Annotated in this window: 20 protein-coding genes; 4 read left to right on the forward strand and 16 right to left on the reverse strand. The window is 61.0% G+C overall.

Annotated features, from left to right (window positions below):
• Window positions 1-122: 122 nt before the first annotated feature.
• The 12 genes from ACSQ36_RS39765 to ACSQ36_RS39820 form a co-directional block, all read right to left on the reverse strand.
• Window positions 123-1,031 carry a LysR family transcriptional regulator gene (locus tag ACSQ36_RS39765; RefSeq protein WP_213762682.1) on the reverse strand — a complete coding sequence of 303 codons (909 nt, stop codon included), beginning with the start codon at window positions 1,029-1,031 and terminating at the stop codon, window positions 123-125.
• Between the two features lie 137 nt (window positions 1,032-1,168).
• Entirely contained in the window at window positions 1,169-2,734 is a 1,566-nt protein-coding gene (locus ACSQ36_RS39770) for a UbiD family decarboxylase (RefSeq protein ID WP_436186345.1), read from the reverse strand.
• Between the two features lie 65 nt (window positions 2,735-2,799).
• Window positions 2,800-3,525: an enoyl-CoA hydratase/isomerase family protein gene (locus ACSQ36_RS39775; protein WP_436186346.1), complete on the reverse strand. Its 726-nt coding sequence runs from the start codon at window positions 3,523-3,525 to the stop codon at window positions 2,800-2,802.
• Window positions 3,515-5,866, reverse strand: a complete 2,352-nt coding sequence (locus ACSQ36_RS39780; RefSeq protein ID WP_436186347.1) for a xanthine dehydrogenase family protein molybdopterin-binding subunit — start codon at window positions 5,864-5,866, stop codon at window positions 3,515-3,517. Before ACSQ36_RS39780 ends, ACSQ36_RS39775 begins: the two co-directional genes overlap by 11 nt.
• The gene (locus ACSQ36_RS39785) at window positions 5,863-6,366 is read right to left on the reverse strand and encodes a (2Fe-2S)-binding protein (protein WP_213762678.1); all 504 of its coding nucleotides are present in this window, start codon (window positions 6,364-6,366) and stop codon (window positions 5,863-5,865) included. Before ACSQ36_RS39785 ends, ACSQ36_RS39780 begins: the two co-directional genes overlap by 4 nt.
• A gap of 69 nt (window positions 6,367-6,435) precedes the next feature.
• Entirely contained in the window at window positions 6,436-6,888 is a 453-nt protein-coding gene (locus ACSQ36_RS39790; RefSeq protein ID WP_436186348.1) for a CoxG family protein, read from the reverse strand.
• 13 nt (window positions 6,889-6,901) lie between these two features.
• Window positions 6,902-7,720, reverse strand: a complete 819-nt coding sequence (locus tag ACSQ36_RS39795; protein WP_436186349.1) for an FAD binding domain-containing protein — start codon at window positions 7,718-7,720, stop codon at window positions 6,902-6,904.
• A 50-nt stretch (window positions 7,721-7,770) separates the two neighbouring features.
• Window positions 7,771-8,535, reverse strand: a complete 765-nt coding sequence (locus tag ACSQ36_RS39800; RefSeq protein WP_436186350.1) for an alpha/beta fold hydrolase — start codon at window positions 8,533-8,535, stop codon at window positions 7,771-7,773.
• Window positions 8,532-9,875, reverse strand: a complete 1,344-nt coding sequence (gene fahA, locus ACSQ36_RS39805) for a fumarylacetoacetase (protein WP_436186351.1) — start codon at window positions 9,873-9,875, stop codon at window positions 8,532-8,534. The genes ACSQ36_RS39800 and fahA overlap by 4 nt, the downstream gene beginning before the upstream one ends.
• Window positions 9,872-10,396 (reverse strand): VOC family protein, encoded by a 525-nt coding sequence (locus ACSQ36_RS39810; RefSeq protein WP_213762673.1) that lies wholly within the window; start codon window positions 10,394-10,396, stop codon window positions 9,872-9,874. Before ACSQ36_RS39810 ends, fahA begins: the two co-directional genes overlap by 4 nt.
• Window positions 10,397-10,427: 31 nt before the next feature.
• A complete protein-coding gene (locus ACSQ36_RS39815; protein ID WP_213762672.1) occupies window positions 10,428-11,621 on the reverse strand; it encodes an FAD-dependent monooxygenase in 1,194 nt (397 codons plus the stop codon).
• Between the two features lie 293 nt (window positions 11,622-11,914).
• Complete coding sequence (locus tag ACSQ36_RS39820) at window positions 11,915-12,493, reverse strand: UbiX family flavin prenyltransferase (protein WP_213762671.1); 579 nt, start codon at window positions 12,491-12,493, stop codon at window positions 11,915-11,917.
• A gap of 305 nt (window positions 12,494-12,798) precedes the next feature.
• Here ACSQ36_RS39820 and ACSQ36_RS39825 point away from each other — a divergent pair, with 305 nt between their 5' ends.
• From ACSQ36_RS39825 to leuD, 4 genes are all read left to right on the forward strand, one after another.
• Window positions 12,799-13,887 (forward strand): porin, encoded by a 1,089-nt coding sequence (locus ACSQ36_RS39825; protein ID WP_436186352.1) that lies wholly within the window; start codon window positions 12,799-12,801, stop codon window positions 13,885-13,887.
• A gap of 217 nt (window positions 13,888-14,104) precedes the next feature.
• Window positions 14,105-15,493 (forward strand): MFS transporter, encoded by a 1,389-nt coding sequence (locus ACSQ36_RS39830; RefSeq protein WP_436186486.1) that lies wholly within the window; start codon window positions 14,105-14,107, stop codon window positions 15,491-15,493.
• Window positions 15,494-15,540: 47 nt separating this feature from the next.
• Complete coding sequence (gene leuC, locus ACSQ36_RS39835) at window positions 15,541-16,968, forward strand: 3-isopropylmalate dehydratase large subunit (RefSeq protein WP_436186353.1); 1,428 nt, start codon at window positions 15,541-15,543, stop codon at window positions 16,966-16,968.
• On the forward strand, window positions 16,968-17,600 hold the full coding sequence (leuD, locus tag ACSQ36_RS39840; protein WP_436186487.1) for a 3-isopropylmalate dehydratase small subunit: 633 nt from the start codon (window positions 16,968-16,970) through the stop codon (window positions 17,598-17,600). The genes leuC and leuD overlap by 1 nt, the downstream gene beginning before the upstream one ends.
• 62 nt (window positions 17,601-17,662) lie before the next feature.
• Here the strand turns inward: leuD and ACSQ36_RS39845 are convergent, their stop codons facing one another.
• The 4 genes from ACSQ36_RS39845 to ACSQ36_RS39860 all read right to left on the reverse strand — a co-directional run bounded on the left by ACSQ36_RS39845 (window position 17,663) and on the right by ACSQ36_RS39860 (window position 21,746).
• On the reverse strand, window positions 17,663-17,935 hold the full coding sequence (locus tag ACSQ36_RS39845; RefSeq protein WP_436186354.1) for a DUF4148 domain-containing protein: 273 nt from the start codon (window positions 17,933-17,935) through the stop codon (window positions 17,663-17,665).
• Between the two features lie 149 nt (window positions 17,936-18,084).
• Entirely contained in the window at window positions 18,085-19,368 is a 1,284-nt protein-coding gene (locus ACSQ36_RS39850; RefSeq protein WP_436186355.1) for a CaiB/BaiF CoA transferase family protein, read from the reverse strand.
• Window positions 19,304-20,149: an enoyl-CoA hydratase/isomerase family protein gene (locus tag ACSQ36_RS39855; RefSeq protein WP_436186356.1), complete on the reverse strand. Its 846-nt coding sequence runs from the start codon at window positions 20,147-20,149 to the stop codon at window positions 19,304-19,306. The genes ACSQ36_RS39850 and ACSQ36_RS39855 overlap by 65 nt, the downstream gene beginning before the upstream one ends.
• Window positions 20,150-20,189: 40 nt before the next feature.
• Window positions 20,190-21,746: an AMP-binding protein gene (locus ACSQ36_RS39860; protein ID WP_436186357.1), complete on the reverse strand. Its 1,557-nt coding sequence runs from the start codon at window positions 21,744-21,746 to the stop codon at window positions 20,190-20,192.
• Window positions 21,747-21,942: the final 196 nt, after the last annotated feature.

Here is a 21,942-nt window from a genome sequence, read left to right on the forward strand (position 1 = left end):
TGCGACAAACGTATGATGTTTTGCCAGATGACAACTTCCGCGCGAAAAATTGCGGATAGAAGCCATCTGGCGACTAGTCGATCAAAGCCGGGAATGACGCAAACGGACAACCGGGCGACCTCTCAAGCGGGGCCGACCGGGCGGCGTTGCGCGGCTTGCGCGAACATTTCGCTGAATTGATCGAGCACGGTAAGCTCGCCCCGGCCGGCGCGCGTGATGCGATAGAACGAGAACTCGACTGCGGGACGCATCTGGTCGACGCGCACCCGATAATGCTGGCAGATGTGTTCGCAGAACGAGGGCATGACGGCGACGCCGAGCCCTGCGTGGGCCATGGCGATCGCCGTCTGCATATGAGCGACCACGATGCGTTTTCCAGAGGTCACTTCTTCCTTGGCAAGCGTCGCCTCGATCAGTCTTTGCAAAGGGTTGTCCTTCGGCAGCGTAATCAGCGGCACACCGTCCAGCGCACGCCAGTTACCTTCAGTGGCATGTCCCACCCTGGAGTTGTCCAGCGCCGAAACGGCCACCAACTGCACGGGAAACAGCGGAACGCGGTCGATTCCCGAGAGCTGGGAGAAGAAGATGCCAAACGCGGCATCCAGATCGCCTTCCTCCACCATCCGATGCAACTCTGACGGTGGCCGGTCGACGAGTTCGATCTGCGATTGCGGATGCGCTTGTGCGAAGCGGGCAAGAACAGGCGGCATCAAGCTCGCGGCGATCATCGGCGTGCATCCGAGCAGCAGAGAAGCCTGCTTCTGGCGGCCAAGTTCGTTCAACTCGATGACCGATTTTTCCAGGGTCTCCACGATCTTGACCGCGGTTGGAAAAAACATCCGGCCCGCATCGGTCAGCGCCACCGTGCGCGTGGTCCGCTCGAGCAAGCGGCATTGCAATTGCGTTTCGAGTTCGCGGATGATGGCACTGAGCGCGGCCTGGCTCAGGTGCATGCTCTGCGCGGTCTTGGTGAAGCTGGATGCGTTTGCAACGCCGAGAAAAACCTTGAGCTGCTTGAGGGACAAATTCATCTGAGACGTTTCCTTCGTGTATCGGACGATCCGAGCGTGTGTGAATTCTACTCGTCCCGCCGGCACACGAACCGCTCAGGCGAGGCGCAGCCAATGCGCCCCAGCCCTGATCTCAACTCTTTACTGGCGCATCGCCTTCACGCAAACCCGTAACGCCCTTCTTCATCGCGGTTGAGCGGGCGCTTCGTTGCGACATCTTCCAGCCAGCGCACGATTTCACGGCCATCCCGCGTGCCGGTTGCCGCCATCAAATCGACAAAGCGTTTCGGCCCGTCTTCGAGCGCCGCTTCCAGCGATTCAAAACGCGCGCCCGCATAGGCCGGCGGCGTTGGCACGCGATGTTCGAGCGAACGTTGCGTGCCGGGCTTGAGCAACGGCAAGGTGAGATCGAAGCCGGCCTTCGCGGTCTGCGTGGCGCCGTTGAGCGAAGGATCGAGCGGCATGGCCCGCAGGCCGCTTTGCAACACCAGGTCACGGTCCGCCTGGAAGCGGGTAGCGAGCGCCCAGTCCATTTGTTCGTCGGAGAAGATATCGATATCCGGGTCTACGACGAACACATGCTTCACGTTGGCGAGCGACGCGAACACGGCGGCGATCGCGTTGCGTGCTTCGCCCGGCACACGCTGCTGCATGGCGACGCGCACGTTGAACATGCCGCCGGTCGCGGGTCCGGCATAGACCGCCTTGACTTCGCGCACGGCGGTTTCGAGTGCACGCCAGACGGTGACTTCGGTTCGCAACGCCGCGAGCTGGGCGGTATCGGTGCGTGCCATGCTGCGGCCACCGATGGTGCAGGTCTGAAATATCGCGTTGCGACGATGCGTGATGGCGGTGAGGTGAAACACCGGATTCGTTTTGATGCCGCCGTAGTAGCCGAGAAATTCGCCGTAGGGACCTTCGGGGTCTGAATGGCCGCGTTCGTCGAGATAGCCTTCGAGGATGAACTCGGCATCGGCGGGCACGCGCAGGTCGCTGGTCACGCATTTGACGACGCCCATCGGCGCGCCCCGCAGCGCGGCAACGAGTTCCAGTTCATCGGCGGGGATTCGCATGGTCGCGCCCACGTGATCGATCGGGTGCGTGCCGACAGCAAATGCGATCGGCAAGCGTTCGCCGCGTTTGGCGTGCGCGATGGCAATGGCGCGCAGGTCCGACGGCGCGACCAGATCGATCCCCGCGGTGCGGCGACCGCGCAGCATCAAACGCCGCACGCCGACGTTGGTCCATCCGGACTCCGGATCAACTACGAAATCAATCGATGCCGACACATATGGTGCGCCATCGAGATCATGTTGAAGGTGAATGGGCAGCTTGGTGAAATCACATTCATCGCCGGTGAGCACGACTTGTTGAACGGGCGCTTCCTCGCGACTCACTTCCACGAGTTGCCCCTTGGAGCGCAAACGCTCGCGCACGACGTCGAGCAACTTGTCCGGCGTGGTGTCGAAGGCCTTGGCGAGGCGCGACCGGCTCGCGGTCACATTGCCGGCGAGCGAGATGCTGTCGCCCGATGGCCGGCTGATCCAGACCGCGCGCGCGTTGCCTTCCATCAGCGCTGCTATGTCGGCTAGTTCCACCGGATTGTCGTGACGCTCGAGTTCGTCCCCATCGAGTGATTCGAGAAAGCGGCGCAGCCCGAACCGTTCCAGATCGGGCGCGCTCGCGCCGGTTGCGGTGTGTGGAATCTCAGCGCGGGGTTTCAATGTCGTAGTCCTTTAGTTCAACTCGGGTTCAACTTTGGTTCAATGTCGAGTACGTGACCCGCCATTCAGAAACGTGCCGATAAAGCCGTGGCGGCCAGATGCGCTGCAAAACCGCTGGCGCTCGCGGCCGGCATTTCCGGCGCCAGATGCAGGAACTGCTTCACGGCGCGCAGCGTGACGGCGCTGCATGTCAAAAGGGTCGCCGTGAGCGCGTCGGCTTCGGCATCCAGTTCACCCGACGCCACCACGTGGCTGATCAACCCCGCCTGCAGCGCTTGCGTTGCGCTCAGCGAGGCGCGGCTAAGCACCATGTGCGCAACCGTTTTCAACGGCACGCGGCCAATCAAGGCGGACATGACGAGCGTCGGCGGAATGTCGCGTTCCATTTCGGGAATCTGGTAGATCGCGTCGTAGGCGCTCAGCGTGAGATCGCACACGCCCGCCAGCGCGCAGCCTACACCAATCGCCCGGCCGCGCACGATGGCCAGCACCGGCACGCGCACGGCCTTGAGTGCATCGTAGAGTTCGAGCGGCGGCGCGGCCACGATCCGCCGCAGTGTTTCGGCGGAGGGCCTGGAGTCGGCAGCGGGCATCGGCGACTCCCTGCCCGTACAGAAGTCAGCGCCGCTGCTGCGGATGCGCACGAGTTTTACCGCGTCGTCGAGATGGCTGATGGCGTCTATGATCGCCGTGCTCATGGCGGCGTTGAGCCGGTTACCGTTGTCCGGACGATCGAGCACGACGTCGAGCACGTCGCCATGGCGCTGGATTGAAACGAGTTCAGATGACATGAGCGCTTCCTTGCTTGCGATGAATGAATTCCCACACCACGACAGGCGTGGCGGGCATGGCGAGTTCGTCGTTGCCGAAGGGTCTAAGGGCATCGGCGAGCGCGTTGAAGATGGTCGCCGTCGCGGGCGTGATGCCGCTCTCGCCGCCACCTTTGACCCGTAGCGGATTACCGCTCGTCGGGTCTTCCGTGAGCTCGACGCGCAGCGGCGGGACGCTGCCGGCGCGCGGCATGCCGTAGTCCATGTATGAACCGGTCAGCACCTGCCCACTGTCGCGATCGAGATAGCAGCCTTCCGACAACGCCTGGCCAATGCCTTGCGCAAGTCCGCCATGCACCTGGCCTTCGACGATCAGCGGATTGATCGGCTGGCCGACATCGTCGACCGATGTGTAGTTGAGCAACGCGACAATGCCGGTATCCGGGTCCACCTCCAGTTCGCAGATCGCCGCGCCCGTGGGGTGCGCGGGGACACGTCCGTTGAATTCGGCTTCTGCATAGAGCTTTTTGATCGACGGATCGCCGGGCATGCCGTCGGACGCCACATGGCTCGCGAGCGCGAAGAGACTCGCTTGCTGACCCGAAGCGGGGTGGCTGAACCTGCCCTCGGCGAAGTCGATGCATTCCGGCGTCGTATTGAAGAGCGCAGCCGCGATCCGCTTGCCGTGGGCGACAATCTGCGCGGAGGTATCGACGAGCAGCATGCCGCCCAGCCGCATGGTCCGGTCCGAATGACTGCCGCCGCCGATGCTCACGAATGCCGTGTCGCCGGTGCGCAATCGCACGGCCGACATGGGTACGCCGAGATATTGCGCGACCACTTGTGCGAAGGTGGTTTCGTGACCTTGCCCGGTGGATTGCGTGCCTGACACGAGATCCACCATGCCTTCCGGCAAGACCGTCATCTCGATGCGTTCACGCGGCGCGCCCACCGGCGACTCGATGTAATTCGCCATGCCGATTCCCCGTAAGCGCCCATTCGCGCTGGACGCGTCGCGTCGCGCGGGGAAACCGTTCCAGTCGGCGAGTTCGAGCGCGCGTTCCATGTTGCGCATGAAATCGCCGCTGTCGTAGGTGAGGCCCATCGGACTCCGATACGGCAGCTTGTCGCGCGTGACAAGATTGCGCCGGCGCAACTCGGCGCGTTCAATGCCTAATTCAAGTGCCGCCAGATCGAGCATGCGCTCGATCACATGCGTGGCTTCAGGCCGGCCGGCGCCGCGATACGGCGCCGTGGGTACCGTATTGGTCAGGACGGCGCTGACATGTACAGCGGCCACGGGCACGTCGTAGACGGTTGTCATGATGCGCGTGCCGTTGGACATCGGCACATAGGAGACGGTGTGTGCGCCGACATTGCCGATCCATTCGTTGTCGATGGCGAGGATGCGTCCTTCCTTCGAGAAGCCGATCGCGGAACGAATGATCTGGTCGCGTCCCTGATAGTCGGACAGAAACGCTTCGCTGCGATCGCTCGTCCATTTGACGGGACGCGCGACGTGACGCGCCGCCCAGACCACAGCAATCTGTTCGACGTAGACAAACGAGCGTGGTCCGAAGCCGCCGCCGGTGTCCGGACACACCACGCGCAGGCTGGCGGGCGGCACGTTGAGCGCGGCCGCGATGCACAGCTTCTGGCGCACCGCGCCCTGGCTACCCGAGATCAGCGTGTACGTTTCGGCAGTTGCGTCGTAGCAGCCGATAGCACTGCGCGGCTCCATCTGGCAGTTGACGAGACGGCTGTTATGAAATTCGCGCCGCACGACGAGAAATGCTTTAGCGATAATTTTTCGCGCGGCTTCACGGTCGCCGATCTGGGTCTGGAAGCACAGGTTTCCCGGCGCTCCGTCCCAAAGCTGTGGCGCCTGCGGTTGCATTGCATCGGCGCCATGCACGACTGCGTCGATCACGTCGTAATCCACGTCGATCAACTCGGTTGCGTTGCGTGCCTGAAGCGGCGTCTCGGCGATGACCATGGCGATTGCCTCGCCGACATAGCGCACCTTGTCGATCGGCAGCGGGATGTGGCGCTGGTTGAAGATCGCGCCCGTGCTGGACGTGAGGAAGGCGGGCTGCGACGAGATCACGGCATCGGCCGGATTGGGGATGTGATCCACGCCTCTAAAGCCCGCGTCCAGATAATCCTGGCCGAGCAGCACGGCGAGAACGCCGGGCGCCTCGGCGGCCGCCGTGATGTTGATCGAGCGCAAATGTGCATGGGCATGCGGCGAGCGCAGAAACGCGGCGTGTGCCTGGCCGTCGACGTTGATATCGTCGGTGTAATTGCCCTGGCCTGTTACGAAGCGCCGGTCTTCCACGCGTGGAATGGGTTTGCCGATCATGACTTGCCGCTCCCCGCTGCTTCGAGTTCCGGGTACATCTCCCGCGCGGCGTGCCGCACCGATTCGATGATGTTCACATAGCCCGTACAGCGGCAGATATTGCCTTCCAGCGCGTGGCAAATATTGGCTTCACTGAGCGAAGGCGGCTTTCGAAGGTAGAAGTCCACCGCCATGATCATGCCGGGTGTGCAGAACCCGCACTGCAACCCGTGGCACTGTACGAACGCGTCTTGCACAGGATGAAGCGTCTTGCCCTCCGGCGCGGCGAGCCCCTCGACCGTGACCACGCTGCCGCCGCTCGCCTGAGCCGCGAGGATGGTGCAGGACTTCACCGCGACGCCATCGAGATTGACCGTGCACGCGCCGCACTGGCTCGTGTCGCAGCCAACGTGGGTGCCAGTCAGCCGGCAATTCTGGCGTAGAAACTCGACGAGCAAGGTATGGTCAGGCACCTTGTAGCGAACGTCGGCGCCGTTCACCTGCAATTGAACTTCGATCATGATTTGTTTGTGTTCCTTGAACGAACGCAGTGAGCCGACCACGTGCACCGGCTTATGCACCGCAACGCGTTACTTGACGACGGCTTCACTTATGTTGGCGTTGAACCGCTTGAAGAACTCGGCGGCGAGTTTGTTGGCGACCGACGTCACGAGCCGCGAGCCGATCTGGGCCAGCTTGCCGCCAACTTGCGCGTCAGCAACATAGGTGAGCAGGGTGCTTTCGGCTGCGTCCGCGAGCGTGACCGTGGCAGTCATCTTGCCGAAGCCGGCGATCCCGCCTTCGCCGCCGCCGACGATCTTGTAGCCCTCGAGTTCGACTCGTTCCGACAACACCAGTGTGCCCTTGAAGCGCGCCTTGACGGGACCGACCGATGCCACCACGACCGCCGCATATTCGTCGTCGCTGACCGGCGTGAAGGCCTCGCATCCGGGTACGCACGCCTGTAAAACGGCGGGGTCGTTCAAGCCTTTCCACACCAGTTCGCGCGGCGCCGCAATAGTCTGCGATCCGGTAAATTCCATGTTCGTCTCCTGATTAGTTTGACTGGACGCCGCGCGGTTGCAAAAGTGCGTGAAGCGCGCGGCGTGTGTAGGTTTTTATAAGGTGCGCCCGATAGGCGGCAGAGCCGTTCGCATCGTCGGGAAGATTCGACGGATCGACTTCAAGCGCGGCGATGGCCGCATCGGAGCAGTCCGTTTCCAGCGCGCTTTCCGCGTCGGACCAGCGAAATACCGACGCCCCCGCGCCCGTCACTGCAACGCGAATGCCCGTGGTAAACCGCGCGATAAACACGCCGACCACCGCATAACCCGACGCCGGATGCCGGTACTTCGCATACGCCGCGCGCTCGGGAACAGGGAATTCGATTGCGGTGATCAGCTCGCCTGCGTTGAGCGCGGTATCGAAGGTATCGATAAAGAAATCATCGGAGGCGATCCGCCTTGCCGATGTCACGACGATCGCGTTAAGCGCGAGCACGGCGCTCGGATAATCGGCCGCCGGGTCGTTATTCGCGACGGAACCGCCCAGCGTGCCGCGATTGCGCACTTGCGGATCGGCGATGATTCCCGCCAGTTGCGCCAGCGCCGGTATCGCCTGGCGTACCTCAGGCGATGCAGCGACGTTCGCGTGAGTGGTGCTCGCGCCGATGCGCAGCACACCGTTCGCTGTCTGCACGCCGCGCAGTTCCGGCAGCCGCACGAGATCCAGCAGATGCGTCGGCGCGGCAAGGCGCTGCTTCAGCGTGGGAATCAGGGTCATGCCTCCGGACAACGGCCGCGCTTCCTCGTGCTCGCCAAGAAGCGCAATGGCCTCGGTCAGGGATTCCGGCCGGATATAGATAGTCTCGTACATGCTTGTCTCCTGCGGATTGCGGCGCCGGACTATTGACGCGCTGTCCGGTCTTACGCCCGCTTCAAATAAATTTCCAGCGCCGTTGCAAGGGCGACCGGTACTTCGTGCATGGGATAGTGTGCCGCATTCGGCAGGATTTCCATCTCGGCGTTGGGGTACCACGCAAGCCACGTGCTGCGCATCAGCTCAGGAGTCAAAGTCGGATCATGCTCTCCTATGAACACTTTCACCGGTACGGCGTTGCCCGCCACGTCCGCCGACATGTCGCCTGCCGCCCATTGCGGCAGATAACCCGCGAAGGCTTCGGGTCGCGACAGGCGAGCCGATTCCTGTGCGAGGCGGGTGCTCCACGCCGGCGACAAACGCCTGGCCGTAGAAAAGTCGATAATGCCCGCGCGCACGGTGATGTCATCGACCGCGCGTTCGAACCCAGCCAGCCGCGCAGCATCCATTCGTGATCCACATGCTGGCACCGCCGCGATGCCCACCATCCGCTCAATCCGTTCAGGCGCGGCGAGCAGCACTTTCTGCATCGCCATGCCGCCCATCGAATGGCCCAGCAGGCTGAAACGCTGCCAGTCCAGGTGATCGGCCAGTGCCACTACATCGGCGGCCGCTTCAGCGAACGTGTACTCGCCGTCGCGCTCGATGGAACGGCCATAGCCGCGATAGTCGAAGAAAACGTAGGTGAACGCGTCCAGGTCCAGCGCTGGCAGTATCGGCATCCAGTCGGCGGAACTGCCGAACCAGCCGTTCATCGCGAGCACTTTGCGCGGACCATCGCCTACTTTCAAAAATCCGTTGAGCGTCGTCATTTCTCGCCTGTATGCAGGGCGTGCGCCGCGACAATGCGGCCGCGGCATTCGCCGAATCCGATCGATACCGCGCCCGGATGGCTGGCGCGCGCGGTCAGCGTGATTTCATCGCCGTCTTCGAGCGCAATGCGAGTCTCGCCGCCAGGCAGTTGCAATGGGTCCTTGCCGGCGTTCGTCAGCTCCGTGAAGCAGGCCCGCGAGACATCTTCCGCGCCTGAAATGGTGCCGCTGCCGAGCAGGTCGCCGGTGCGCAGGTTGCAGCCGTTGCTGGTGTGGTGCGCGATCATTTGCGCGAACGTCCAGTAGAGGTTGCCCAGATGCGTGAGCGTGATGCGTGCCGGCGCTGTACCCGCTGAGCGCATGCGCGCAGTGCTCAGATACGCTTCCAGTTCAATATCGATACCGCCCGCACGGCGGTCCGCTTCGCTGTCGAGATGCGGCAGCGCGGCGGGGTCGCCGGCCGCGCGCGCCGGTGCCGCGATACGAAACGGCGCAAGCGCCTCTTCTGTCACGATCCACGGTGACACGCTGGAATGAAAGCTCTTGCCAAGGAAGGGCCCCAATACTTGCTCGAACCATTGAATGCTTTTCGCGGACCAGTCGTTGAGCAGGCAGTAGCCGAACACGTGATCCAGCGCGTGATCGATATTGATCGGTTGTTCGGGATCGTTGCCGCGCCCGATGAGCGCCGCCAGTTCCAGTTCGAAGTCGAGCGCCGGCGCGGGACCGAAGCGCACTTGACCTTCTGCGTCGCGATATTGGCCGTACGGGCGCCGCACATTGCCGCCGCTCACGCGAATCGACGAAGCCCGGCCATGATAGGCGATAGGCAGCGACTTGAACGCAGCCGGCAGCGGATCAGCCAGACCCTTGAAGCGTCCATGCCGCTCGGTGTGATGCAGCGACGTCAGAAAGTCGGTGTAATCGCCGATATCGCATGCGAGCCGCATCTCGACATCGGACATGCGTGGCAGGATGAGGGTTTCAAGCTCGCGCAGACGGCCAGGCAGCGGCGTATCGCGGCTCAGCAGGCCAGACAGCGCATGGCGCAGCGCCGACGGGTAGCGGGGCTCGAGCGCCATCAGATCGTTGAGCGTGCCGTTCCTCGATGCTGATGCCGCCGTGCAGGCGATCAGCGCATCGCCGTCCACGAGCCGTGCTTCTGCCAGCGCGTGCAGGTCGACAATCTGCTCGCCGATCGCCACGCCCGCACGCGCGCGGCCATCGCGGATGAATGCGCCGAAGGGCAGATTCTGAATCGGGAAGTGGCTGCCGGGCGCGTTGGCTGATTCGATCCAGCTACGGCGCTCGGGGTCATGTGTCGGATTTAATGAATTCATGCCGGCCGCTTCTGCAGGTTTGCGGTTTCCTCGGTCCATGCGTCGAGCGTGAGACGGGCGTCGGCTCTAAAGCCCGCCAGTTGCTCCGCGGGCGCAGTCGGTACGGTCAGTTCGAGGCGGATGCCGTTGGGATCGAAGAAATAGATGGACTGTACGAAATGATGATCCGTCGCACCAAGCACCTCTACACCGGCGTCCAGGAGCCGCTTCTTCATGAACTCGAGTTCGTCGAGCGCGCCGAGCCGCAACGCGATGTGGTTGACCCAGGGCGGCGTATTCGACGACGGCAGCGCGGCGGTGTTGTCACCGAGATCGAAGAACGCGATGTTCGAACCGTCCGCCATTTCAAAGAAGAGATGCACGTACGGGCAGTATTCACCGGTGCTCGGCACGTGGTCCAGACGAATGACGTGGACCAGCGGCAGACCGAGCAGGTCTTCGTAGAACTTGCGCGTCTCTTCAGCGTTACGGCAACGCCACGCGAAATGATGCAGGCCCAGAACGGGCGGAAGCTTGGACATTGTTTGTCTCCTTGATGACCGGGAAAGCGGGTTAGATTTCGACCGTGTCCACGTTGTATTCGAACAGCCAGTTGTACCGTTCCTTCACGCGTTCCTCGGTCCATTCGCGATCGACATACGCGGCGGCACCCTCAGCGTCGGCGAGTTGAGGATTATGAAAGCGAGTGGCATTGGCGGCCGATCCGCGCACGACACGTGCTGTTCGCTCCAGGCGCAACTCCGCATAACGCGCAAGCGCCCGTGCAAGATCTGCACCGTAGCGTTCGAGGCATCTTGCAAGCAGGTAGCCATCTTCTATGGCCATGCCCGCGCCTTGCGCGAGGAACGGCAGCGTCGGATGGCACGCGTCGCCGAGCAGCGTCATGTTGCCGGAGGTCCAGTTGTTCATCGGCTCGCGGACCATGAGCGCCCACTTGTAGGGAATATCGATAGCGGAAATCAGCGTGTGAACGTCCTCATGCCATCCTGCGAAGTCGCCGTGACATTCTTCGAGCGTGCCTTGTTCGGACCACGATTCGACTTCCCAGCCGGACTTTTCCACCGCACCGACGAAGTTGATCAGCGTGCTGCCGCGCAACGGATAGTGGATGACGTGGGCACCCGGGCCAACCCAGTTCGCGCCGTAGGGCACGCGCAGATGGTCCGGCAAGCGGCTTGCGTCAATCACGCCGCGCCATGCCATGACGCCGGAGAACACGGGCTCGTCCGGGCCGAACAGCGCGCGCCGCACGGTGGAGTGAACGCCGTCGGCACCGATCAGGAGGTCCGCTTCGTAGATCGCACCGCTCACGGTATGCACGGCCACCTTGCCTGAGCCTGCCTCCTGATGCACCGATGCCACTTTCTCGCCCAGCTTGATGGTGTCCGGGCTCAACGCGGCAACGCCCTCGGCGAGCGCCCGGTGCAGATCTGCGCGATGCAGCGTGAAGTAGGGGTAGCCGTAGATTTCCCGCGACTGCGTGCCAAGGTCGAACAGCCGCCATGTCTGTCCGGTGTTCCACAGCCTCACCCGCTTGCCGAGGGGTTCGCATGCATCGTGTTCGAGCGTTTCGCCTATGCCGAGCTGATACAACACCCGCGTTGCATTCGGACTCAATTGAACGCCTGCGCCTATTTCCTTGAGTGCCTGCGCCTGTTCGAGAATCGTGACGTCAAAGCCCTTCTTTAACAACGCGAGCGCAGCCGTCAATCCGCCAATACCCGCTCCAGCAATAATTATTTTCATTCGTCTACCGATTTGTTTATCGTGAAAGTCGGTGTAATCGAGATTATTTATGAATCAATCGATAATTCTGATTAATCGTTCACTCACTCGATGCCTGATTCAGTTACTTTAAAACAACCGTCCGTCGGGATGAAGCAAATTAAACCGAATGAGTTATCACCGAAATTTGATAATCGTGGAATAGGCGTGATTGAATTCAGCATGGCGATGGCGTCCGCGGATAAACCCGGATTACCGGAATGAAAACAAAATGTAATTCGGGATTTGGAAGCCTGGAAGTCCGGGCGCGGCGTTTAAACGCCCCAGCGACGCACGGTGTTTGCCTCCAGGCCGAACAGATCGAGCACGCGGCCGAGCGTGTGGTCGACCATATCCTCGATCGATTCCGGGTTCGCATAGAAAGCCGGCACGGGCGGATAAACAATCGCGCCGGCTTCCGTGACCGAGGCCATGCTGCGGATGTGGCCGAGGTGCAAGGGCGTCTCGCGCACCATCAGGACGAGCCGCCTGCGCTCCTTGAGCATGACGTCGGCGGCTCGCGGGAGAAGGGCGCCCGTAATGCCCGTCGCGATTTCGGAGAGCGTCTTGACCGAACACGGAGCGACGATCATGCCCATCACCGGATATGATCCGCTCGAAATCGCGGCGCCAATGTCGGCGTTCGTGTATGCGACGCTGGCCATTGCGCGCACGTCGGCCACGCTGTAGTCCGACTCGTGGGCGAGCGTGACCTGCGCCGACCGGCTCATGACGAGATGCGATTCGATTTCCAGTTGTCTTAGCAACTGGAGCAAACGCACGCCGTACACGACGCCTGACGCACCGCTGATACCGACGACCATGCGCCGCGGAGGGATTGTTTTGGATTGCATTACGTTCTCCGATTCCACTGTCAATGCTTTTTCGATCCGCATTCACATTTGCGGCGGATAGTAGCACGCTGGCGCTAAAGCAAAACATGCTTAATCTATTTAAAACGGTTAATCGGTAAAAACCCTTGTCAAGTAATCGGATTCTTCGATGAATCCATCGATAATTCGTGATTCAAATGCGGATCTGTCTTCGCTACACTCCGAGCTGCGTACAAAACCGCCTTGCCCGAAATTGCAAAGGTCTTGTGCGCTCAGGTTCATCCGACATCAGAGCGGAATAACGTAAATAATAATTGGAGACGTCTTTGAAAAAGCGATTTTTGATCGGCTGCAGCGTCGCCGTGTTTAGCGCGCCCGTATGGGCGCAGTCTTCGGCCACGCTCTATGGGAGCGTCGACGTCGGGGTGGACTATGTATCGAACTCTCGCGGCACCCACCTGTTCCAGGAGTCGGCGGGCAAGCGCACGCCGGACCGTTTCGGGTTTCGTGTCGTCGAAGATCTGGGCGGCGGCAATTCGGTGATTGCGCGGTTGGAGTCGGGCTTCCTGACCAACACGGGCGCACAGATCAACCCCACCAGTTTCTTCAACCGGATCGCGCTGGTGGGCCTGACGAACAACAGCTTTGGGACGGTGAGTGCAGGCAACATTCCCGACTACATCTATGAGTACATTGGTGCGATCAACAACTCGGTTCCCGGCATTTCATCGTTCTACACCGTGGGGAATCTGGATGGCCTCGCGAACACGCACGCGCTGGTCAACTCGGTGAAATACGATACTCCGAACTTCTATGGTTTCCAGGCCGGTGCGATGAACAGCTTCGGCGGCCAGGCGGGCAACTTCAGCTCGGGGCGGCAGTACAGCATCGGTGCGAAATACGCGCAAGGGAGCCTGAAGTTCGGCGCGGCCTACACCATGTCGCACAACCGTACCGCGGACGTGTTCGGTACCTTCGGCCTTACGTCGCTACTGGGACAGCAGTTGCAGCAGGGAACCCTGTTCAACGCGGCACGCTATAGCACGATCGCTGTGGCGGGCTCCTACGTGATCGGCCCGTTCACGCCGCATCTGACGTTCACCGACGTCAAGCTACAGAATGCGAAGGGAAGTGCCTCGGAGCGCAACTATCAGGCGGGCGTGAACATCGACCTGACCGGCGAACGGATCTATGTGCTGGGCCTGTCTTATAACCGCTCGCTCTTTGAGGACCTGACGTTCAACCAGTACAACCTCTTCCTCACGTACTACCTGTCGAAGAGTACGCAGGTATATGCGGGTGCCGGGTTGCAGCGTGCCTCGGGACCGAACGCTCAAGCGGAACAGTTTGGCTACCAGCCCTCCAGCAATGGCAGCCAGACCGTGGCGCGCATCGGTATCAATCACTTGTTCTGAGAGTGCCCAAGCGGATGTGGCGTTTGGCTCGACGGGATAGGCGGTTTCGTTCGCGGCTTTGTTCACTGTTTTCGATTGCATGATCACAAATTTTTGATTCTGTCGTAACGCAAGGCGCTTTATATTCACCTCGGCCCGATGGTCGAGCCCCGGAGAAGAAAAACGAGTGAATGCCGGGGCAGCCGAGGCGCATCTGACAACGAGGTCCATGGAAGACATGCAAGCAGATCGAACTTTCAATATCGCGGATTTGGTGGAAGAACAGAAGATCGGCCGTTTTGCCGTCGGTCTGTTGTTCTGGTGCTTTCTTGTCATGCTGATGGACGGCTACGACCAGACCGCCGTTTCATTCGCGGCGCCCGCGCTCATCAAGGAATGGCATGTCAGCCGCGGCGGATTCGGGCCCGTGTTCGGCGCCGGCCTGTTCGGTACGCTCATCGGCTCGTTCTTGTTTGGGTACCTCGGCGATCGTCTCGGACGCAAGAAGGCCATCGTGACCGGCACCCTGTTTTTCGGGGTGCTGACGGTGGCGTCGGTATGGAGTACTTCGCTCGATCAGTTAATGCTGCTGCGTTTTCTCGCGGGACTCGGGATGGGCGGCGTCATCCCGAACTCGGTGGCGCTGGTGGCGGAATATGCGCCCAAGCGGCTGCGCGCGACGTGGGTCACGCTGATGTTCTCGGGGTTCTCGATCGGCGCTGGATCGGGGGGGCTGGTGTCGTCGGCGTTGATCGGGCGCTTCGGCTGGCCGGTCATGTTCGTGGTCGGTGGCGTCGGCTCTCTGCTTGTCGGCACGTTGTTGATGTTCGTGCTGCCGGAGTCCGCAAAACTGCTGGTGGTCAAGAGGCGCAGCCCGGAGATCGTGGCGCGGCTCGTTGTCCGTCTGCGACCGGAGCTGACCATCCCGGCCGACGCGCGTTTCGTCGCCGATGAAGTGACGCAAACCAAAAAGCGTTTCGTATTGAAGCTGATTTTCTCCGACGGTTTGCGCGCCATCACGCCGTTGCTGTGGATTGTATTCATCGCCAATTCGATGGCGCTCTATTTTCTCCAGAACTGGCTGCCGATCCTGATGGAAGGCGTCGGTGTCGGTGCCCAGCATGCCAGCTTGATTACCGCGATGTTTTCGGTTGGCGGCGTGCTCGGCGGCCTGATTCTCTGCCGCTATGTCGATCGTCATGGCGTGTTGGCGGTGATCGCGCTGCCCGCCATCGGCTGCCCGATTGTCGCGTTGCTGGGCACGGGGATGTCCGAGACGTGGCTCACTATCGCCGTGTTTTTCACGGGCTTTTGCGTGGTCGGCGCGCAGTACGGGCTCTATGCGGTGGCCGGGATGATCTATCCCACGTCGTTTCGTTCGGCGGGTGTCGGCAGCGCGATTTCGATCGGGAAAATCGGCTCGGTGTCGGGGCCGGTCATCGGCGGAATGCTGCTCTCCATGCATTTGCCTATATCGGACCTGTTCTATGCGGCGACGGTTCCATTCGTCATCGTCGCGGGTTTTTCGGCCGTGCTGGCGATCCTGTATCGCGCCCGTTTCGGCGCCGATCACGCAGCGGGCGTCGTGTCGTCCGAGCCGGTCGAGCACTCAGTCAAGCCGTCGTGAGCGCCTGCCGGTAACGGCTTTTGTTAATTGACCGAGAAGGGAAGTTGATGGGCCGCACTCTCTATGACAAGATCTTCGAGGCCCACACGATCCGTACCCAAGCGGACGGCATGTGCTTGCTGTATATCGATCGGCATCTGATCAACGAGGTGACGAGCCCGCAGGCGTTCGAGTCGTTGCGCCTTGAGCGGCGCATGGTGTGGCGGCCGCGCGCGAACTTCGCGGTCGCCGATCACAACGTGCCGACAATCGGCCGCAAGGAAGGTATCGCCGACGAAATCTCGCGGATCCAGGTCGATGCGTTGCGCGCGAACTGTGCGGCGAGTGAGATCGTGCATCTCGGCATGGATGACGAACAGCAGGGCATCGTCCATGTCGTCGGTCCCGAATTAGGCATCACCTTGCCCGGTATGACGATCGTGTGTGGCGATTCGCATACCAGCACTCATGGAGCGCTCGGCGCACTCGCCTTCGGAATAGGGACCTCGGAGATTGAGCACGTCCTCAGTACGCAAGCGCTGCTGGTCCGGCGCAGCAAGAATCTGCGCGTGACAATCGATGGCCGTTTACCGGCAGGCTGCAGCGCTAAAGATCTCGCGCTGGCGGTGATCGGCCGTATCGGCACGGCCGGTGCGACGGGCCATGCGATTGAGTATGCCGGCGCGGTGGTGCGAGATCTGTCGATGGAAGGGCGCATGACGCTCTGCAATATGTCGATAGAAGCCGGCGCCGTGGCCGGGCTGATCGCCGTTGATGCGACCACGCTGCAGTACTGCCGGGAACGTCTCTACGCGCCGCAAGGTAGCGACTGGGATCGCGCGGCGTTCGAATGGACGGCGTTGCAATCGGACCCGGATGCTCGATTCGATGCCGAAGTCACGATGAATGTGTCCGGGCTGTCGCCCCAGGTTACCTGGGGCACATCGCCGGACATGGTTGCGGATATCACCGGTGCGGTCCCCGATCCTGCTCTTGTCGACGAGCCGGGCCGGCGCGCGTCCTGTATGCGAGCGCTCGACTACATGGGGCTGACGGCAGGCACTCCTATAGAAAGCATCGCGCTTGACAAGGTGTTTATCGGCTCATGCACGAATGGACGGATAGAGGACCTGAGGGCTGCGGCGAGCGTGTTGCGCGCGATGGGTGGTCGTGTTGCTTCCACCATCAGACTGGCGCTCGCGGTCCCGGGTTCAGGCGCGGTCAAGCGTCAGGCGGAAGCCGAGGGATTGCACGCCGTCTTCATGGCGGCCGGCTTCGAGTGGCGCGACCCCGGTTGTTCGATGTGTCTCGCGATGAACGCCGACCGGCTTGAGCCGGGCGAACGGGTTGCGTCGACGTCCAACCGTAACTTCGAAGGTCGCCAAGGTGCGGGCGGGCGCTCGCACCTCGTCAGCCCCGCGATGGCAGCCGCCGCCGCGCTACGCGGGCATTTCACCGATGTCCGTACGCTTGCCGTGAATGGGACGCTGCAATGATCGAACCTTTTTCTTACCACACCGGCGTGGTGGTGCCGCTGGATCGCGATAACGTCGACACCGACGCGATCATGCCCAAGCAATACATGAAGTCCATCGCACGGTTGGGATTCGGTCCGTATCTCTTCGACGAATGGCGTCATGAGGATGTCGGCTATTACGGCAAACCAGCGAGCGAGCGTGTCATCACGGCTGGTTTTGTCATGAATCAACCGCGTTACGCCGGCGCGTCGGTCCTGCTGACACGACGCAACTTTGGTTGTGGCAGTTCACGCGAGCATGCGCCGTGGGCGTTGTTTCAATACGGCTTTCGCGTGCTGATAGCCGAAAGTTTTGCCGATATTTTCTATAACAACTGCTGCAAGAACAAGATGCTGCCCGTTGTGTTGAATGCTAAGGACATAGAAATGTTACTGGCACAAGTCGACGCGGTTCCGGGTTACGCACTGAAGGTCGACCTGCCGGCTCAGACGGTGACCACGCCAATTGGTACCAACCTGCATTTCGATATTGCGGCCTCGGTCAAGACGCGGCTTCTGGAAGGCGTCGACGACGTGGACGCCACTTTGTTGCTGGCGTCGGAAATCAAGGCGTTCGAGGACCGGCGACTAAACGAGAGGCCCTGGTTGTGACGCTTTAAAGTGACTCTGGTCATAACGTTGCTCAGGTGGTGCGCCGACACGCGCTCCATGTTCTAGTCGCCGGATTTTGATGTGCCGCTCGTTGACGCGCCGTAAGCCGCGGACTCGGTTTGGCTTTGCGTGGCCAGTTTCTGTTGAGCCCGCTGCAAGCTTTCCGGGTAATCAAGCTGGTCGTTCGCGGCTGGATCGAATCCTGCCTGCTTGAACTGGATAAACTCGGCCTTCACGTCAGCGCGCGTGGGCGTGCCGTTGTCTTGAGCGATGGCGAAAGCGGGGAATACTAATGCGATGGCAAGTGCTACTGACGGAAAAAATAACTTGGTCATTTTATGTTCCTGCGAGCGGTGGTAGTAGTAGCAACATCGTTTGCGATGCAGCATTCTATTAGTATAACTACCAATTGCCTTTTTTAAAAATTAAATAATTGCAGGAAATTACATTTTGACCAGCGCCGTGCGACGACGCTTGGCTGGCTTTAGATGCCATCGCCTTGATCCGTGAGCCTTGCTCCGGATTCGGCCAGTATGGCTCCCGTGTGTTCTCCTAGCGCCGGAATCCGAAGGTCGGGTTGGCCGGGTTCGCGCAAGAAGCGGATGGGCGTATTAAGGTGCAGATCGCCGTTGTCGTCGGCGAGCAGCATGCCCCGTTCATGCACATGCGGATGCCGCAGGGCCTGGGCGTAATCGACAACAGGCGCAACGCCAATGGATCGTGCTTCCAGCCATTCCATCCACGCTGCCAGAGGTTTGCGTCTGAACGTTTCTGCCAACACCTTTCGCAGCGGATCTTGTGCCGTTCCCGGCACGCCCAGCGCCACGCTCATCAGCTCGGGGTGCTCGATCGCACCAAGCAAGGCCTTGGCAAAACGCGGCTCGCCGGCGCCAAGACAGAGCCATTCACCGTCAGCGGTCTCATAGGGCTCGAGCATCGCATGGCCAAGTCCGAGCGTGGACTCATGTCGTCCTGCCACGAGTGCACCGAATAGGGCGCCCGGACGCGCGCTTAGAGCGACATCGTGCATCGACACGTCCAGATAGTCACCGAGACCCGTTGTCCGTGCCGAAAGCAATGCCATCAGAATGCCGGCGAGTGCACTGTGGGCGCTGCACCAGGACGCCACGGAGACTGGCGGGATGACCGGCTTATGGTTGTCATCGCGGGGCAGGATACCCGCCAGCGCCTGGACAGCGGGATCGTGGCCTGCCATGTCGCGCAATGGACCGTCCTGACCAAATGCGGTGACCGAGCAATACACAAGCCGCGGATTGATCTGTCGCGCGATGACTTGGCCGATGCCAAGCCGCTCGGCTACACCGGGGCTGAATGATTCGATCAAGACGTCCGCGTCACGAATCAATTGCTTTGCCAGCTCCCGCCCGTGCGCTTGCTTCAGGTCGAGCACGACGCTGCGCTTGCCGCGGTTCAACACTGAAAAAGAGTCACCGGCGTTTTGCGTCGTGCGGCTGCGGCGGCCGCCGCGCGTGGGGTCGCCCTCCGGCGCTTCGATCTTCGTCACCTCCGCGCCGTGGTCCGCCATGATCGCGGAAATCAACGGGCCAGCCATAAACCGGGAAAAGTCCAGTACGCGGATGCCTGATAGTTTCAAACCGAACCCTGTCGTGAAATATGGAAAAGCGCACCATCGGTCCGCGTTGTGTTGTGCGGACCGAGGGTGCACCGACTGCAAGCGAGGCTCAGCGGCCCGTGAACTTAGGCGGACGCTTGTCGAGGAAAGAACGGATGCCTTCGGTGGAGTCACTCGATCCGACCAGCGACGACTGCGCGAGGCGTTCGAACAGCCGTCCTGTTTCGGTATCGACGTTCTGGCAGGTATTGGTCACATGCTTGGCGATGCCCACCGCGAGCGGCGCGCCGCGCATCAGCAGCCGCGCGAATTCGAATGTCTTTGCTTCGAGCTCTTCGTGCTCGACTACGGAGCGCACGAAACCCATGCCGCGGATTTCATCCGCGTCGACGGTGCGGCCGGTCATCACCAGGTCCTTGACGTTTTCGATTCCGATCATCTGGATCATCCGCGAGCACGCGCCGGACGCCGGAATCACGCCGATAAAAATTTCCGGCAGCAGGAAAGTCGCGCGATTGGATGCGAACCGGAAATCGCACGATGCCGCAAGTTCAATCCCACCGCCCGCGCAGACACCATTGATGGCCGCGATGACCGGCTTCTCGATCGCTTCGAGATCGTCGAGCATGTCGTGGTTGGCGCGCACATAAGCGCGATAGTGCGGCAGCGGCATGCCACGTTCGCCTTGCAGTTCCTGGACGTCGCGGCCAGCGCTGAAGCCACGGCCCGAGCCGGTAATCACGATGACGCGCACGCTCTCGTCGTAGTTCAGCCGCCACATCGCGGCGCGGATTTCTCCGATCATCGCGGAATTGAAGGCGTTGAGTTTATCCGGGCGGTTCAGCGCGAGTTTCGCAACGCCTTCCACCGGCATTGTCACTTCGATGGTCTTGAATTCATCGTTTTCCACCAGATATCCGCGCGGCCCTGCGGCCCGGTTCAATGTCCAATCCATGTGTGTCTCCTTCAGGGTAGTTTGAGAAAAACTGCTTCGCTTATCGGACTGCTGCAAACTGATCGCGGAGTTCGCGCTTGAGAATCTTGCCGACGCTGTTCATCGGAAAGGTGGTGACGAAATGGACGGCTTTCGGGGACTTGTAGCCGGCAAGCTGCTTGCGCGCGAATCCAATTAATTCGCTCTCCGATATATCCTGTCCTTCGTGTAGCACGACCACGGCAGTCACGGTTTCGCCCCATTCGTCACTGGGCAAGCCGATCACGGCGACGGCCTTGACGCACGGATGCTCCGACAACACCGCTTCGACTTCCGCTGACGAAACGTTCATGCCGCCAGTCACGACCATGTCCTTGGCGCGGTCTACCGCGAAGAGAAAGCCGTCGTCGTCGAGATAACCAATGTCACCGGTGTAGACCCATTCGCCCCGCAGCGTTTTCGCGGTGTCTTCCGGGCGGTTCAGATAACCGGAAAAATTGCTGGGTGAACGCACGGTGATCTCGCCGGGTTCATTGCGCGGCAGCGGCGTGCCGTCCTGCAGGTTTCGAATACAGATTTCCGCATACTTCGCGGGGCGGCCGACCGACGCCAGCAACCGCGCCGGGTTCTCCAGCAGCAGTGCCTCACGATGATGTTCCGGCATCAGGTAGGACACGAGACCTCCCATCTCGCCACCGCCGAAGCCCTGGTAAAAGCCGCAAGGGAAGATGTCGAGCGCGCGCCGGATAGTGCCCGGCGGCATTTTCGAACCGGTATAACCGAACAGTTGCAACGAGTCGATGTTGTAGGTGCCTTTTCTGAGTTCATCGCCGAGCCGGCTCATCATGGTCGGCACGCCGCAGGTATGGGTTACGCCGTGCGTCTCGATCTTTTGGAGCGCATCCCGCGGGTCGAAATCGCGCGTCAGCACGTTGGCGACGCCGTGATAAGCCGCAGCGATTGCCATCCAGATGCCGGCGCCCGAAAAGAGCGGCAGCATCTGCAGGAACGGGCCTGTGCTCGAGACGGGAATTTGCGAGAAAAAATTGTCTATGCTGGAGAGGATCTGGCGATGCGTGCCGAGACATCCTTTAGGCGCGGCGGTCGTGCCGCTGGTATAGCGGATCGTGCGAATTTCATCGGGATCGATGTTGACGGGGACCGTATTCTCGTCGCCGCGTTCCTCGATACTCTGGTAACTCAGCCATTCTGGCGGCACGGCCGCCTCGCCGCGGACGATGACCGTAACGCCGGGGCGCGTCAGAATATCCCGTAACCTGTCGACGAATTCCGCATCGACAATAATGGCGTTCGGCTTGGAATCGTCGAGCAGGACCTCGATCTCACCCGTCGTCAATCCGTAGTTGACCGGCACGGCCAGCATGCCCGCCTTGGCGATGGAAAATATCATCTGAACTGCTGCCGCGCCGTTGCGGATAACCGTCGCGATCCGGTCGTTCTTGGCAAGTTTGATGGCCGCCAGCCCGTTGGCCATGCGGTTAGTGCTTCGATCGAACTCGCTCCAGGTAAGCGCCCGGTCATCTTCAATGAGCGCTACCGCGTCGGGTGAGATCTTAGCGTTGCGAACAACAAGATCCCCGACTCGCAGATTAATCATCTTACGTCTCCTTCTCAGTATTGGCATGTAATTCGGCAAGGCAGATCGTCATGTTATATCCGGTCGTATATAACGAGAATCAAATTATTCGCGTTAGTCCATAGCGATCACCGAATAGTTGTACTGCATTGGGCAGCCAGGACGGGGCCGGTCCTGGCCGCCCGACGTACCCACTTATCAGCTTGTTCGATGGTTT

Source organism: Caballeronia sp. LjRoot34 (assembly GCF_964253815.1).
Classification (GTDB): domain Bacteria; phylum Pseudomonadota; class Gammaproteobacteria; order Burkholderiales; family Burkholderiaceae; genus Caballeronia.